Origin of the sequence: Gluconobacter sp. R75690, from assembly GCF_015244525.1 — a bacterium.
GTDB lineage: Bacteria > Pseudomonadota > Alphaproteobacteria > Acetobacterales > Acetobacteraceae > Gluconobacter > Gluconobacter potus.
Window position 1 is genome coordinate 313,495 of record NZ_JABCQB010000003.1, and the last position, 15,648, is coordinate 329,142.

A 15,648-nucleotide genomic window follows, 5' to 3' on the forward strand; every position below is an offset into this window, starting at 1 on the left:
AGCCCCCGCAGCATAACCGCCGGATGGGCGCAGTCAGTTGATGCGCTCACCATGCAGAACCATGTCGAGACCTTCAAGCTCCTCTTCCGGCGAGACCCGCAGGCCCATCACCAGATCCAGAACCTTCAGGATCAGCGTCGTCATGATAACACACCAGACCACCGTCACACCCACGGCCTCGGCCTGCGCCACGACCTGATGGACACTGGCGACCGTCCCTTCCGGGTTGGACGCCGTGGCCGAAAGCGGGCCATAGGCAAACGCGCCTGTCAGGATGGCGCCGATGATGCCGCCGGTGCCGTGGACGCCGAACGCATCGAGGCTGTCGTCATAATTGAAGCGGTGCTTGAGCCAGGTGGCGCTCCAGAAGCATCCAGCACCAGCGATTAGACCAATGAGGACCGCGCTGCCCGGCAGGACGAACCCTGCGGCCGGCGTGATGGCGACCAGACCGGCCACCGCCCCCGAGATGATCCCCAGGGCCGTTGGCTTGCCCGTACGCGCCCATTCGACGACCATCCAGGCCACACCGCCCGCAGCGGCAGCGACCTGCGTCGTCAGCATGGCCATGCCCGCGCGGCCATTGGCACCCAGCGCAGAACCAGCGTTAAAGCCGAACCAGCCGACCCAGAGCAGAGATGCGCCGATGATAGCGTAGGTCAGGTTGAACGGAGACAGGTCTTCCGTACCAAACCCCTTGCGGCGTCCCAGAATGATCGCACAGACCAGACCGGCCACACCGGAATTGATGTGCACGACCGTGCCGCCAGCGAAGTCCACGGCGCCCAGCCCCGCGACCCAGCCGGTCGGGCTCCAGACCCAGTGCGCGACCGGCGCGTAGACCATCAGAAGCCAGGCCACCGTAAAGAGGCACATGGAAGAGAATTTCATGCGCTCGGCATAGGCACCCGTGATGAGAGCCGGAGTGATGACGGCGAACGTCATCTGGAACATCATGAAGACGCTCTCGGGGATCGTCATCGTGACGGCGGCAGGCGTCCCGGCGCCAAGCGTGAAGGCGGAATCAACACCCTCATGGAAGTTGTCCGCTACCCCCCGCAGCAGGACGCGCGACAAATCCCCGATCCAGGGCGAACCGGTCGAGAACGCCAGACTGTACCCGGCGACCATCCAGACCAGACTGCCGATGCAGCAGATCATGAAGGACTGGATCAGCGTCGCCAGCACATTCTTCTTGCGGACCATGCCGCCATAGAACAGCGCCAGGCCGGGGATGGTCATCATCAGGACAAAGGCCGTGCTGACGAGCATCCAGGCCGTGTCACCCGTATCAATGGGGGCAGAAGCCGGAGCGGCATGGGCGATGGCGGGCAGCGCAACGGCACCGGCTGCGAGGGAAAGTACGGAGCGCCTCAGCGCAGGGGCGGCCATCAGAGAGCGCCCTCGCCGGTTTCTCCCGTACGGATGCGGATGAGCTGGTCGAGGCTGGAGACCATGATCTTGCCGTCACCGATCTTGCCGGTGCGGGCTGCGGTCATGATAGCCTCAATCACGTCCTCGGCGATCGTGTCGGAAACGGCGACCTCGATCTTGAGCTTGGGCAGGAAGCTGACGTGATACTCGGCGCCGCGATAGATCTCCGTCTGGCCTTTCTGGCGGCCAAAACCCTTGACCTCGGTAACAGTGAGACCCTGCACCCCAAGCGGGGTCAGGGCTTCGCGGACGTCATCAAGCTTGAACGGTTTGATGATGGCAGTAACGAGCTTCACGAACGGCATATCCTCGTTGCGGTCTGGCAATCTGTATCAGAGTATGCCCCAGATCATGCCAGTCTCATAATGATATTGGCAGTCCGCCCGTGCCGTTTTCAGTGAATTTTCCCTGAACGAATGAGCCTGTTGCCCAAACGCTTCTCCTCAGGACCGTCCGGGCATCGCTGCGGGCGGAGAAGCCGGCATGTCCGGGCCGCGATAGGGGCCATCCTGCGGGCGATTGACCGGCGGGGCGACCAGATTGTCCGGCCAGGGGCTCTGGTCCGGCGTCCCGGAGACAATGGCGGTGCGACCACGCGGCAGACATTCCGGCATTTCCGTCCGCAGGCGACGCAGCAGACGTTCGCGGATATCGCAGCCCAGGTTCCACATCCCGTTCGCATCGGCCGCACCCGCGATCAGGCGGATGGAAATGACCTGCGCATTAGTATCTGCAATCTGACAGCCGATGGAGGTCTTGTCCTGATCCCAGTCCGGGCATTTGGCGAGTTCTTCAAAATAGATCTCCCGCAGGCGCTCGACCGGGGTCTGGTAGTCCAGCCACAGGAACAGCGAACAGATCAGAGAAGGCGAGCTGTGCGTCCAGTTCTGGAACGGATTTTCAAGGAAGTACGAGATCGGCACGATATAGCGGCGGCGGTCCCAGGTGCGCAGGACGACATAGGTCGCGTTGATTTCCTCAACCCAGGCCCAGTCCCCGTTCAGGATCAGCATGTCCTCCATGCGGATCGGCTGGGTGACGGCGATCTGGATACCGGCAATCAGGTTCGACAGGGCCGGACGGGCAGACAGACCGACGATCAGGGAGGCAGCACCAGCAGAGGCAAACAGCGACACGCCGAATTTCTGCACCGAGTGGAACACCATCAGCGAGGACGCGACCGTCAGCACGCCGAACGAGATTTCGATGAGGCGACGCAGGACGCGGATCTGCGTCTGGTGCGAGCGCGCGGTGATGTCGTCCGTGTGCTCCTTGGCCGTGATGCGGTTGAGATACTGATCCGTCAGCAGGCGGAACGTCTTGATGATGCCGAAGCCAAGATTGAGAATGAACAGGCACAGGAACGCCTGTTCCAGAAAGGTCATCGTCGAGGACGTGAATCCGGTCGTGGCCTGAAGAGCGGCACTGGCCGCGATGATCATCAGGAAGTTGCGGATGGTCGTCCGCAGGCGCGCGATGATCGCATGAATGAACTGGATGCGACGCAGGCCCGGCAGCCGAGGCAGGGCCTCCGTAATGACGCGGCTGAACAGCAGCGCAATTCCCGCCGCCAGAAGCAGCAGCAGGATCGAACCCAGCGGAGCGGGAAGCCAGCTCAGAAGATGCCCGACCCGGCTCATGGAATTGACGTAGGAATGTTCGATCATGCGCTGTGCGGTTCCCTTTCCTCTGCATATTCAAAATCTGTCCCTTCCCGGTACGCTGTCAGGAAAGGGAGATGTGCGGCAGAGGCTCAGGCCCTTCTTCCGCGAATAGTCATGATGACGCAGGACAGAACATCAGCGGGAATGAATTGTTCCCTGCCATCCGGCCATTATGCAAAATTATCGGAAGAAAAATCTCTCCCACAGGATGACAGTGAAGCACAGCAATGGCAGCCTGAGTGAAATTTTCTCAGCGTAGACGCTCTCGGCATCATGATTGACTTCGAAAATTATGCATCCCGTCGCCCCTCTTTAACGCTATAGTTTGCGGATTTCAGGAACACTCATGGGTTATGACCGCAGTATTACCCGCGACCCCATCTGGACAGGACGCCCGGGCCACAGCCTGACACTGGAAGAATGGTTTAACGTCATCCAGCGCGATGACGAACTCTGCTTCGCCCTCTCCTCGGAACCCCGGAAGTACCCCTCCTGTGATGCCGAGTGGCTTGCCCACCCCAAACCTGAAGAGGCACCGCATGGTACGTTTTTCGTGTGGGGCGGAGGCGACGTCATCTGCAAATATCCGGACGAACACCAGATGATCAAAATGGTCCGGATCAGCCGCAAGCTGAACGCGATCGTCATAGGCGACAACGGCGAACGCTATGATCTGGATGAAAACGGGAAGCTGGTCGTCCATGACGAAAGCGTCCCTCCTCCGTCTCCGAGACCGGTCACTTATGGCATTGGCTGCAATCCCTGCGAAAAATTCACAAAGGCCGTGGCAGCTTCCAAAACACTGGACGGTCTCATGTTCTACCAGTGGTATCTTGGTCTGATCACAGCCGTGAATGCCATGCGATACGAGGACGGCAAATCGGTCATGACGTTTCCCCTGACACCCGAATTCATCAGGGAAGATCAGATTTTTCTCGCGCAATACTGTCAGGAGCATCCGGACCGGCTGTTTCATCGGGCCGCTCTGGCACTACTGCAGTTACGGCTGGCGCGCTGCGGGTCGTAACGCACGCCCCCTTCCGCTCAAACCGCCGCAGGAGTAGGACAGGGGCAGGGAGATGAGTACGATGAAAAAAACCCATTACGACCTCTGCATCAACGGCGCCGGACCTGTGGGTGCCACGCTGGCGTGTCGTCTGGCGGCAGAGGGCGTGCGCGTCCTGCTCATCGACCGTAGCGCCCTGCCCGGCATGGAAGACCCTGCGCTGGACGGCCGGGCCTATGCCATCGCGGAAGGCTCCCGCCGGATGCTGGCCGATGCCGGGATCTGGGACAATCTGCCCAACGTGGCCCAGCCGATCCATGAGATCCTTGTGGCGGACGGGCGCCCGCATGAGGCACCGTCCCCGCTGACGCTGCATTTCGGCCCCGAAGACGCACCCGAAGGCCAGAGCTTCGGCTGGATGGTCGAGGCGCGGGATCTACGACTGGCGATCAACCGGACGCTCAAACAGTATGACAGCCTCGATGTCCATGCGCCGGATCTGGGGAGCTTCACCTTCCATCCGGATCATGTCTCCATCCGTCTGGCTTCGGGCAGAACCGTGACGGCAAAGCTCGCCGTGGCGGCGGAAGGTCGGCGCTCCCCGCTACGTCGTCAGGCGCGGATCGGGCTGACAAAGATCCCCTATAATGAGTATGGAATCGTCGCGACGATCGCCCATGAAAAGCCGCATCACGGCGTGGCGCTCGAACATTTCCTGCCGGAAGGTCCGTTCGCGCGTCTGCCCATGCCCGGCACGGCCGAACATCCGCACCGCTCCGCCATTGTCTGGGCCGAAGGCGAAGGCCGCGCCCAGCGTTTCCATGCCCTGCCGGACGAAATCTTCGGACGCGAGATCAAGGCCCGCATGGCAGATGAGGATCTGGGCGAGATCACGCCCGTCGGACGCCGCTGGATTTATCCGCTCTCCGCCCAGTACGCCCAGAGCTATATCGGCCCCCGTCTGGCACTGGCCGGTGACGCCGCGCACGGCATCCATCCGATCGCAGGGCAAGGCCTGAACATCGGCTTCCGGGACGTGATTTCGCTGGCAGACCTGCTGATCGAGGCCCACCGGAACCGCAAGGACATGGGAAGCCGCGAACTGTTGGTCCGCTATCAGCGCAACACCCGCCCCGGCAACATGGCCATGCTCGCCGCAACGGATGCACTTGAGCGCCTGTTCGGCAACGATAACCCCGTCCTGCGCCGTCTGCGCGATATCGGCATCGCGGGCGTCCAGCGCTTTCCCGCCCTGCGCCGGGCCTTCGTGCGAAAGGCCATGGGCGTATGACGGGAGCGGCCGGGGAGACCTCCATTACCGACAGATCATCGGACCTCGTGGCCTTCTGGAAGGACATGCAGTCCCAGGCATGCAGCTGCCATGACCCGCTGATCCAGGATGTTTTTTCCACCAATATCGGCGACCATCCGGATTTTGCGTCTGCACTGGCCTCCCTGCTGGGCACGAAGCTTGCGGACCGCTCCATCCCGGCGACGACGATCACACGCCTCGTCGCCTCGATCCTGAGCGCCGAGCCCGACATCGCGGAAGCAGCGGCGGCAGATATTCTCGCGACCTATGACCGCGACCCGGCCTGCCCGGACCTCGTCACGCCTTTCCTGTTCTTCAAGGGATGGCAGGCGCTTCAGGCCTACCGGATTTCGCACCATCTCTGGACGAAGGGGCGACAGCATCTGGCGCATCATTTCCAGAGCCGGATCAACGAACTCTTCGCCATCGACATCCACCCCGCTGCCCGTCTCGGACGGCGGCTGAGCATCGATCATGGAACGGGGATCGTCATTGGCGAGACCAGCATCGTCGAGGACGACGTCTCGCTGTTCCAGGAAGTCACGCTGGGCGGAACCGGCAAGCTGACCGGCAACCGTCATCCCATCGTGCGCCGCGGCGTCATGATCGGATCGGGGGCCAAGGTCCTGGGCCGTCTCGTCATCGGGGAATATGCCCGGATCGGCGCGGCGTCCGTGGTGCTGGAAGACATCCCGGCCTATTCCACCGCGGTCGGCAACCCGGCCCGGATCGTGGGAACCGTGCCCCGGCCGGCCTGATGTGCATTTCAGGGTCCGGAGCCAGCGCCCCGGACCCTGAGGGCTGTTACTTGTTCGAGAATTTGAACGTCGTCGTGTAATCGAAGGTCTGGCCCGGCTTCAGTTCGGTCGTCGGGAAAGACGGGTGGTTCGGGCTGTCGGGATAGTGCTCGGCCTCGAAGGCGATCGCATCACCCTGACGATAGGCATGACCGGACACACCGGCATAACCGCCATCCAACGAGTTGGACGTGTAGACCTGAAGTCCCGGCTGGTTCGTCAGGATTTCCATGCTGCGGCCCGAACGCGGATCATAGATCTTGCCGGCCAGACGCGGTGCCTGACCATAAGGCCCGTTGACGACCCAGTTCATGTCATAGCCGCGGGCATACATCATCTGCGGATCATTGCTGCGCAGACGGTCCCCGATGACGGTCGGCTTGCTGAAGTCGAGCGGCGTGCCGGCAACAGGCGCGATCTGGCCGGTCGGGATGGACGTTGCGCCCGTCGGCGTGAAGCCATCGGCGTTGATCTGAAGCACTTCCGGCTCGATGGAGCCCGAGCCTTCGCCGTTCAGGTTCCAGTAGCTGTGGTTCGTCAGGTTCAGAACCGTCGGCGCATCGGTCGTCGCGACATAATGCAGCGACAGGGCATTATCCGTGCCGAGCGTATAGGTCACATGCGTCGTCAGCGTGCCGGGGAAGCCCTGATCGCCGTCATGGCTGACGAGCTTGAGCGTCAGATACGCGCCACTGGCATTGGTGCCGGTCTTTTCAATCGTCCAGACGTTCTTGTCGAAACCCTTCTTGCCACCATGCAGCGCATTGGGCGGAGCCGTGATGTCGGTGTGGTAGACCTTGCCTTCGACAGGGAAATTGCCGCCAGCCAGACGGTTGGCGTAGCGACCGATGATGGCGCCGAAGAACAGGCCGCCCTTCGCGCTGTCGACCGTGTAACCCTTCAGGTTGTCGAACCCGAGAACCACGTCCTGGACATGCCCCTCGCGATCCGGCGTCTCGACGGACTGGATGATACCGCCATAGGTGATGACGCGGGCCGTCGTGCCGAGACCGTTCTTGAGGGTCACGATCCGCACAGGCTTGCCGTCCGGCGTGCTGCCCCAGGGCTGGCTTGCAACGGTAGGATGCGCCTGCGCCACGCCGGCGCCCACGGAGAGGGCCGCGACTGTCGCGAGAAGCGCGCTTCTGGAGCCGAAGAATCTGGACATTGAAAACCTCCCGGGTGTTGAGTTGGGGCCACAGTGGTCCCAAAAACCCTGAGGGGTCAAAGCCCGGAAAGTGGCGGAAGAGCATCTGGATCGTTAAAGCAGATCCCCTCTTCAAACGACCAGCATTTGCAGACATACAGGGATGCACGCTATCGGAAGATACGTTATGACTACGCCCCTCCGCAGTTTTCCGCGACGGATGGCGTGTGGCCCATGGGGGTTCATGGAGTCCTGCAGGGAACGGATTATGAAAATTTCCGTTTTCCTGTGACTTCTTCGTGAGCACAGGGCCGGGAAGGGCATTTTGGGGATGGTTATGGACTTTCGGCAGGACGAAAACGAAATCCGGGAGACGCGCTCACGTCGTGTGTCACGTCGTGTGTCACGCCGCGGCAGGGCGCTCGCAGGGGCCCTCGCCCTGCTGACGCTCGGAGCCTGTGGCTCGCTGCGCAACCCGCCGCCGAAGGATCCGGACGACCTGGCGGACTACAAGGCCGCCAACGACCCCTACGAACCTGCAAACCGCAAGATGTATAACCTCCAGATGTGGGCCTACCACAAGGTCCTGCGTCCGGTGGGCAAGGCCTGGATCTGGGCGGTTCCCAAACCCGTGCGTCATTCCATTGCAAACGTGAATGAAACCTGGCGCGAGCCTGCAGTGTTCTTCTCCGACGTCGGCGCAGGCAAGCCGCGCCGCGCCGGAGACGCCTTCATGCGCTTTGCCATCAATATGAGTGCCGGTGTGGCCGGCTTCTTCGACGTCGCTGGTCTCGTCGGCTACAAACAGCATGAGACCGATCCCGGCCTGACGCTGGGAACCTGGGGCGTGGCCAGCGGGCCATACCTGTTCGTTCCGTTTGTCGGCCCGACCAACATCCGCGACGGCATCGGCTACGGCATCAGCCAGGGCCTCACGCCGATCAACTATGTGCCTCGCGGCTATGATCTGCTAACCTTCAACTGGGCTTACAACGTGGCCGGGACGATGGAAGGCTATGCCAGCTCCATCGACCAGATCGACCATCTCGAACAGGACAGCCTGGACCCGTACTCCTATATCCGGAGTGCCTGGCAGCAGAACCGTCAGAGCCAGATCGACACCATCAAGGGCGACGATCGCGCAACAACCCCTGACTGGTACAACTGAGGAGAACGACATGTTCAACGTATTTTCGCGCCGCACTATCCTTGGTGCCGTCGTCTCCCTCGCCGTTGCAACGGGGGCCGCTCATGCCAGCACGGCGACGGATTTCGTGAACTCCTTCGGTGGCCGTCTGGCTGCTGTGGTCAATTCGGGCAAGTCACTGGACGAGAAGAAAAAAGAAGTTCTCCCGCTGCTCAAGGAGAACGTCGACATCACCGGGATCGGCCGCTACTGCCTCGGCAAATACTGGCGGACTGCCACTCCCGCCCAGCGTGACAAGTACATCTCCCTGTTCGATCAGGTGCTGGTCAACACCATCACGGACCAGATCGGCAACTATCAGGGCGTGAGCTTCCGCGTCACGACGACCAGCACGACACCGGAAGGCGAGCGCGTCAACGCGCTGATCGACCGTCCGGGCCAGCCGGAAGTCAACATGCAGCTCATCATCGGCGGCAACCCGCCCAAGGTCGTGGACATGTATGGCGAAGGTGCCAGCCTGCGCATGAACCAGCGCGGCGATTACAGCTCCTATCTGGCCCGCCATAACGGCGACGTCGATGCGCTGAACGCCGCCCTTGAGCGCCAGCTGATCCATCACCAGTAAGATACCGCTCCAGGCACTGCTTCGGCGGTTGTGAACTCCTGAAACGGACGGCTTTCCAGCGGGAGGCCGTCCGTTCTGCTATCCAGCGCCCCATGAGACAAGACCGGATGACAGACCCGACGTTTCCAGAAGCTGGACAAACCGCACGGAGAAAGGGTTTTCCCGGTTTTGGGCTTCAGGGCGGACTTCTGGCGGTCTTCACGCTCGCCTGTCTGACGTTTTTCGGGTGGGCCTGCTGGAAAGGTCTGTGGTTCCTCTCGTTCTGCGACGAGGGCGAACATCTTCTGGGCGGCCGGATGCTGAACGAGGGCGGCAGGCTGTATGTGTCCTATGTAGACACGCACGGGCCGGTCATCTTCATGCTGTCCCAGCTCTATGGCGCCCTCTTCGGATGGCATTTCCCACAGGGTGCCCGGCTGTTCCTGCCTGTTCTGGCACTCATGGCGACCGCGTCCCTCTGCGCCACATCCGCCCTGCCCGGCCGCCGCCAGCGTCTTCTCGCCAGTCTGGTCTTCGTCGGTGGGCTTGCGTCCTACTGGCTGATGGACGCGTTCTACATGGTCAGTTTCTACGCCGTGGCCGGGTTTCTGACCGTGGGACTGCTGGCCCTGTTCGTCGTCCCTGCATGGTTCGGCAAAAGCCCGCCCTCCCTGTCCTCAGCCCTTGCGGGTTTCTGCCTGATCCTGATTTTGGCATGCGCCTACGCCTATGGACCGGGGGCGCTCCTGATCGTGGCGTCCGCCATCTGGCTTCTGGCCGGACAGAAGAACTACCGGGCCATCCGGGCCTTCGCAGGGGGTGTCCTTCTTGGCGTGTTCCTGCTGGGTCTGTGGTTCCTGAGATATGCGGATCTCGGAAGTTTCGTGGTCTTCCATATCTTCTTCAACCAGATCGCTTATGCCCCGTTCATCCATTTCGGACCGGGCACCTTCCTGCTCTCGCTGCTGCCCTCTTTTCAGGGGGAGGCGTTTTACCCCACCCTCGCCCATATCCTGCTCATCGGCTCGCTTCCCCTGCTGCTCTACCGGCGGCCGGGACGCAACAGGATCGCCATCCTGATCGGCTTCGTGGGCATTATCCTTCTCAATGCCCGTGCCGCCGTGGGCTTCAAGGACGGGCAGACCCTGATCGTGGCGTTTGCGCTGGCAGGACTGGGGCTCATGGCGTTTTTCGAACAGCGGGGAGAGCCGGGCAAGACGGTCAGCAAGGCTTTACCCTGCGCCATTCTAATGGTGCTGGCGTTCTGGGGCAGCAGCCACCTGGCCACCAACACTCCCTTCGGCTGGACCTACCGGGACACCACCCACAGGCCCCCTTACACGCTCTATCAGCCGCTCAATGATGCCATCAGCCAGAAGGTCCGCGCCCTCGTCCCACCGGGACAGCCCATCCTGATGCTGCCCTACATGCCCGAATTCTACTGGATGGCCGACCGGCGGCCGCCTTATGGCTATTACGAATATCTGCCCTGGGACTGGGTTTATGCCCAACACTCCATCCCGGGCTATCCGCATGATCTGTGCCAGAGCCTGCTGAAGGACCCGCCGCCCCTGATCGTCTACACACCCGAGACCGATCCCGCGTCGCTGACCGTCCGGCCGTTTTTCGCCTGTGTCAGAGAAAGACTGGCCAGCCTTTACATGCCGGTCGAGGGGTTCCCGTCCCTGCACGTCCTGCGCCCCCGATAGGGCGCCCACGCGTCAGTCCGCCGTGATTTCGTACAGCAGCATGGTGTCGCCGTTGCGATCGAAGGTCTGGGTGTGGTGCAGGCCGAGACTGCCCAGAACCGTGCGGGACGCGAGATTGTCTTCCCGCGCAACCGCCACGATCCGTTTCTCGCCACAGTCGAGCACATAGCGCAGGGCGGCCGCTGCGGCTTCGCGGGCGATGCCACGCCCTGTGGCCCAGGGGAACAGGGCAAAGCGCAGTCCGAGACCGCGTCCGTCAGGGCGTTCATGCACGCCCGTAATGCCGACGAAGCGACCGTTCTCGCGGATGGCAAAGATCCCGACACCCCGTCTGGCCCAGAAACTGACGTCCTCCGCCATTTCCTCTTCGGTCGTGGTCCGGTTACGAACACCACCGAGCATCCTGGCGAAGGCACCGGCATCGCCCTTGAGCGCCACCATGTCTTCGAGGTCCGGCCAGTTGACCGGAGTCAGGACAAGCCGGGCGGTACGGATTTCACGCCCCAGCACGCAGCTCTCCCCAGGCCTTCAGCATAGACCCCCAGCGAACGGGATATCCCGCCCGCCGAGGGGAGAACGCCGGATCAGCGGGCCAGCGGACGGTACTTGATACGGCCGGGTTCGGTCGCATCCGGACCCAGACGGCGACGCTTGTCGGCTTCGTAGTCCTGGAAGTTGCCCTCGAACCACTCGACATGGCTGTCACCCTCGAAAGCGAGGATATGCGTGGCCAGACGGTCGAGGAACCAGCGGTCATGGGTGATGATCACGGCACAGCCTGCGAATTCCGCCAGAGCGTCTTCGAGGGCGCGCAGCGTATCGACGTCAAGATCGTTGGTCGGCTCATCGAGCAGGATGACGTTGCTGTCCTGCTTGAGCATCTTGGCGAGATGGACGCGGTTGCGCTCACCACCGGACAGGACGCCCACGCGCTTCTGCTGGTCGGCCCCCTTGAAGTTGAAGGCCCCCACATAGGCGCGGGACGGAACCGTACGCTTGCCAAGCTGGATGACGTCCGTACCGCCGGAAATTTCTTCCCAGACCGTCTTGCTGTCATCGAGCGTGTTGCGGGACTGGTCGACGTAACCCAGCTTCACCGTCTCGCCGATCTTCAGCGAGCCGCTGTCGGGCTTGTCGTCGCCGGTGATCATCTTGAACAGCGTGGACTTGCCCGCGCCGTTCGGCCCGATCACACCCACGATGCCGCCCGGCGGCAGCTTGAAGCTGAGATTGTCGATCAGCAGACGGTCGCCGAAGCCCTTCGTGAGGTTCTCGGCCTCGATGACCGTACCACCCAGGCGCGGGCCCGGCGTGATGACGATGTCTGCCGTACCACCAGCCTTCTCGGCATTGGCGGCCAGCATTTCCTCGTACTTCGTGATACGGGCCTTGCTCTTGGCCTGACGCGCCTTGGGCGAGCTGGAAATCCACTCCTGCTCAGCGGCAAGGGCACGCTGGCGGGAGCTTTCTTCCTTTTCTTCCTGGGCCAGACGCTTGCGCTTCTGGGTCAGCCAGGAGGAGTAGTTACCTTCGAACGGATAGCCGCGGCCACGCTCGATTTCGAGGATCCAGTTGGTGACGTTGTCGAGGAAGTAACGGTCATGGGTGATGACCATGACGGTGCCCTGATAGTCACGCAGCGTCTTTTCGAGCCAGCTCACGCTCTCGGCGTCGAGATGGTTGGTCGGCTCATCGAGCAGCAGGATGTCGGGCTTTTCGAGCAGCAGGCGGCACAGCGCCACGCGGCGCTTCTCACCGCCGGAGAGGTTCGTCACCGGGCTGTCGGCGGACGGGCAGCGCAGGGCGTCGAGCGCGATCTCGAGCTTGCGGTCCAGCTCCCAGCCATCGCCGGCGTCGATCTTCTCCTGAAGATCGGCCTGCTCGGCCAGAAGTGCCGTCATCTCATCGTCGGACATCGGCTCGGCGAACTTCATCGAGATCTCGTTGAAGCGGTCCACGGCCTTCTTCAGCTCACCGAAACCCAGGGCGACGTTCTCGCCAACCGTCAGGCTCTCGTCGAGCTTCGGCTCCTGCTCCAGATAGCCGATGCGCGCGCCCTCGGCGGCCCAGGCTTCACCGCCATATTCCTTCTCGATGCCGGCCATGATCTTGAGCAGCGTGGACTTACCCGCGCCGTTCACACCAAGGACACCGATCTTCACGCCCGGCAGGAAGGACAGGGTAATGCCCTTGAAGACTTCACGCCCACCCGGATAGGACTTGGTGAGGTCCTTCATGACATAGACGTACTGGTAGGCGGCCATGGGAGGTCTCCTCAATCGGTGGATGGGCGGGGAAGAAGCGGAACATCCGTCCCGCATGAATCAGGTCGACACACCGTGCGCCCGGAGGGACTCGAACCCCCAACCAAGCCGTTATGAGCGGCCGGCTCTAACCAATTGAGCTACAGGCGCGCGGGTGCAGTCCGAAATCGCCCAACTCGGGTCTTTTTGCAAGGGCCGACATGGTGGAACATGTCTTTTTAAGTTAGTGTGTCACGCCTTCCCGTTCCTGAAAGGCCGTTCAGGCGACCTTTGCTGCCGTTGCGAGATGGCGCCAGTGGTCCGTATTGCCCGAAGGAATGTCCGATGCCTGCACATACTGCAAAACTGCACAGCGGTGCCCATCTGACATGATACAGGCCGGGCCGGTCGCGCTCATCCGCAAACTGCGATGGCTTTACGCCCCCGATCCGGTCATGGCCGGATATGCGCTCCGGACCACCTGCACGTCCCTGCTCGCCCTCGGCATCGCCCTGTGGATGGAGCTCGGCAGCCCGCAATGGGCCGCCCTGACCGTCTGGATGGTCGCACAGGGCACGCGCGGACGCAGCCTTGCAAAGGCCAAGTGGCATCTGTTCGGCATGGTGGTCGGCGTCATCAGCGGTATTACGCTGGTCGCGGCCTTCCCACAGGCGCCGCTGATGTTCATCCTCCTGCTGGCGGTCGGGATCGGCACGTTCTGCATGATCGGCACATTCATGCCCGGTCCGGCATCGATGACGAACTACCGCATCCACGGCATGCGCGCCTCGGGCTTCACCTACGCCATCGTCTCGCTCGACGGCATCGCGGACCCGCACCACATTTTCGCCATCTCGATGTCGCGCGCCACCTACATCCTGCTGGGGATCGTGCTCGAAGCCTCGATTTCGGGCCTGTTCCAGCTCGGCCTGACCAAACGCACGCGCCACCAGCTCGCCAGCACGTTCGAGGACACGCTCAAGCCCGCCCTGACCGCCATTGCAGGCATTCTGGTCGGCAATAAAGGGGCCATGCAGAACGTGCAGGCCATCTTCACCCAGATCACGACGCTCGGCGATCAGGTGGAGTTCGCGGAGGTCGAGCTCGGCCGTCACGACCACGCCGGAGACCACGCCCGCGCGGCCCTGGCCGACATCGCGGTGCTTCTTGCCCGCGCGCTCGATCTTGCGACCCTCATGCGCCTGCCGCTCAGTCAGGACGACATGTTCCGCCAGGAAGCCGAAGCCATCCGCGACATGTTCCTGAAGCTGCCCGCGCGGCTCGAAGGGACGGAGAGCATGGCCTCCATCCTGGCCGACCTGCTGACCCTGCGCCGTCAGTGCCGCCAGAAGGTCGTCTCGGATTTCAGCACCGCACAGCCGGACGATGCGGCCCGTGAGGCCGTCCTGCGCCACGGCATGCTCCAGCAGGCCCTCGTGGAGCTGATCGATGCGCTGCGCATGGCGCTGACCCAGTTCGAGGCCAGCCGCAATCCACAGCCCCATGACCATTTCCATTCGCCCATCCGGTCCTACCGCGACTGGCAGCAGGCCATCACCAACAGCCTGCGCTCCTCCGTCACGGTCTTCGGCGCGGGCCTGATCTGGATCTGCACGGCCTGGCCGAGCGGACTGACCTTCATCATGTTCGTCTGCATCGTGTGCAGCCTGTTCTCCACGCTGGAACGCCCTGCGCTGGCCACACAGGCCTTCCTGCGGGGCGCATGCTGTGCGGTCGTCGCGGCGGGCGTGCTCAATCTCGCGCTGATGGGCAAATCGACGACGTTCGAGATGCTCGGGATGTGGTCCGGACTGGCGATGATGATCGGCGGCCTGGCCTTCGCCTACCCGCCCCTGACCCTTCCGGCCGTGTCCTACAACCTGTTCCTGCCCATCCTCATCGGGCCGTCCAATCAGGCGAAAACGGACGAAATCGTCTATTTCAACACGGCCCTGCCACTGGTGCTGGGGCTGCTCTATGCCTCGTGGATGTACAGGGTCTTCCTGCCCTACGATCCCGCACACCAGCGCTGGACCATGCGCGAACACATCCTGCGGGACCTGCACCGCATCGCCGATGGCCGGGCGCAGGAAACGGTGGACAGCGTGGTGTCGCGCAACGTGGACCGTTTCGTCCGGCTCATGACCAATTCGGGCTCGACACCGTCGCCGGTCATCCAGGCCTATCTGACGGGAATCCTGTCGGGCATGCGCGTCATGCTCAACCTGCTGCGGCTTCAGGCCATCCGGCGTGACACGCGCCTGAATCCGGAAGCCGGACAGGCGCTGGCACTGGTCATGGGACGCATGAGCCATTTCAGTGGCCGCTATCACGGACATTACGGTCGCACCCTGCGGGCGACCAAGCTCGCGATTCTCCGCCTGCGGACCTGCGAGCGCAACGAAGACCGTCCCCGGGAACGCTTCGTCCTGATCGCGGCTCTGACCAGTCTGGACGTCATCGCCACGGAACTGGACACGAACCGCATCTTCTTCGATGCCCGGAGCCCGTATTTCGACCCTGCGCTTACACCCGCTGAGCTGGAGTCCACCGGCTGATCCCGGAAAATTTCCCCGGCTGACACA

General features: G+C 62.5%; 13 protein-coding genes and 1 tRNA gene. 7 read left to right on the plus strand and 7 right to left on the minus strand.

Annotated elements, in window-relative coordinates:
- Positions 1–33 precede the first annotated feature (33 nt).
- From HKD27_RS05340 to HKD27_RS05350, 3 genes are all read right to left on the minus strand, one after another.
- Complete coding sequence (locus HKD27_RS05340) at positions 34–1,392, minus strand: ammonium transporter (protein ID WP_304601945.1); 1,359 nt, start codon at positions 1,390–1,392, stop codon at positions 34–36.
- Complete coding sequence (locus HKD27_RS05345; protein ID WP_024716650.1) at positions 1,392–1,730, minus strand: P-II family nitrogen regulator; 339 nt, start codon at positions 1,728–1,730, stop codon at positions 1,392–1,394. The genes HKD27_RS05340 and HKD27_RS05345 overlap by 1 nt, the downstream gene beginning before the upstream one ends.
- Before the next feature lie 147 nt (positions 1,731–1,877).
- Positions 1,878–3,101 carry a mechanosensitive ion channel family protein gene (locus HKD27_RS05350; protein ID WP_228518328.1) on the minus strand — a complete coding sequence of 408 codons (1,224 nt, stop codon included), beginning with the start codon at positions 3,099–3,101 and terminating at the stop codon, positions 1,878–1,880.
- A 343-nt stretch (positions 3,102–3,444) separates the two neighbouring features.
- Here HKD27_RS05350 and HKD27_RS05355 point away from each other — a divergent pair, with 343 nt between their 5' ends.
- Genes HKD27_RS05355 through cysE form a run of 3 tightly spaced genes read left to right on the plus strand, consistent with a single transcriptional unit; the run spans position 3,445 to position 6,174 of the window.
- Positions 3,445–4,125, plus strand: coding sequence for a hypothetical protein (locus tag HKD27_RS05355; RefSeq protein ID WP_194688630.1), 681 nt, complete (start codon positions 3,445–3,447; stop codon positions 4,123–4,125).
- Between the two features lie 52 nt (positions 4,126–4,177).
- Positions 4,178–5,395 carry a UbiH/UbiF/VisC/COQ6 family ubiquinone biosynthesis hydroxylase gene (locus HKD27_RS05360; protein WP_194688629.1) on the plus strand — a complete coding sequence of 406 codons (1,218 nt, stop codon included), beginning with the start codon at positions 4,178–4,180 and terminating at the stop codon, positions 5,393–5,395.
- Positions 5,392–6,174, plus strand: coding sequence for a serine O-acetyltransferase (gene cysE, locus HKD27_RS05365; protein ID WP_194688628.1), 783 nt, complete (start codon positions 5,392–5,394; stop codon positions 6,172–6,174). Before HKD27_RS05360 ends, cysE begins: the two co-directional genes overlap by 4 nt.
- Before the next feature lie 46 nt (positions 6,175–6,220).
- Here cysE and HKD27_RS05370 read toward each other — a convergent pair whose 3' ends face one another.
- Positions 6,221–7,381 (minus strand): aldose epimerase family protein, encoded by a 1,161-nt coding sequence (locus HKD27_RS05370; RefSeq protein WP_194688627.1) that lies wholly within the window; start codon positions 7,379–7,381, stop codon positions 6,221–6,223.
- Positions 7,382–7,697: 316 nt separating this feature from the next.
- On the opposite strand from HKD27_RS05370, the gene HKD27_RS05375 reads away from it, so the two are divergent.
- The 3 genes from HKD27_RS05375 (at position 7,698) to HKD27_RS05385 (ending at position 10,820) form a co-directional block, all read left to right on the plus strand.
- A complete protein-coding gene (locus tag HKD27_RS05375) occupies positions 7,698–8,528 on the plus strand; it encodes a VacJ family lipoprotein (protein WP_228518327.1) in 831 nt (276 codons plus the stop codon).
- Between the two features lie 10 nt (positions 8,529–8,538).
- Positions 8,539–9,132, plus strand: a complete 594-nt coding sequence (locus tag HKD27_RS05380; RefSeq protein WP_062497157.1) for a phospholipid-binding protein MlaC — start codon at positions 8,539–8,541, stop codon at positions 9,130–9,132.
- Positions 9,133–9,239: 107 nt separating this feature from the next.
- Positions 9,240–10,820 carry a hypothetical protein gene (locus tag HKD27_RS05385; protein WP_194688626.1) on the plus strand — a complete coding sequence of 527 codons (1,581 nt, stop codon included), beginning with the start codon at positions 9,240–9,242 and terminating at the stop codon, positions 10,818–10,820.
- Between the two features lie 12 nt (positions 10,821–10,832).
- Here HKD27_RS05385 and HKD27_RS05390 read toward each other — a convergent pair whose 3' ends face one another.
- The 3 genes from HKD27_RS05390 to HKD27_RS05400 form a co-directional block, all read right to left on the minus strand.
- Complete coding sequence (locus HKD27_RS05390) at positions 10,833–11,330, minus strand: GNAT family N-acetyltransferase (RefSeq protein ID WP_062497153.1); 498 nt, start codon at positions 11,328–11,330, stop codon at positions 10,833–10,835.
- Between the two features lie 74 nt (positions 11,331–11,404).
- On the minus strand, positions 11,405–13,084 hold the full coding sequence (gene ettA, locus HKD27_RS05395; RefSeq protein ID WP_194688625.1) for an energy-dependent translational throttle protein EttA: 1,680 nt from the start codon (positions 13,082–13,084) through the stop codon (positions 11,405–11,407).
- Between the two features lie 76 nt (positions 13,085–13,160).
- Positions 13,161–13,234: transfer RNA gene (locus HKD27_RS05400), tRNA-Ile, on the minus strand.
- A 218-nt stretch (positions 13,235–13,452) separates the two neighbouring features.
- Between HKD27_RS05400 and HKD27_RS05405 the strand changes: the two genes are divergently transcribed.
- Positions 13,453–15,621, plus strand: coding sequence for an FUSC family protein (locus tag HKD27_RS05405; RefSeq protein WP_194688624.1), 2,169 nt, complete (start codon positions 13,453–13,455; stop codon positions 15,619–15,621).
- Positions 15,622–15,648 lie beyond the last annotated feature (27 nt).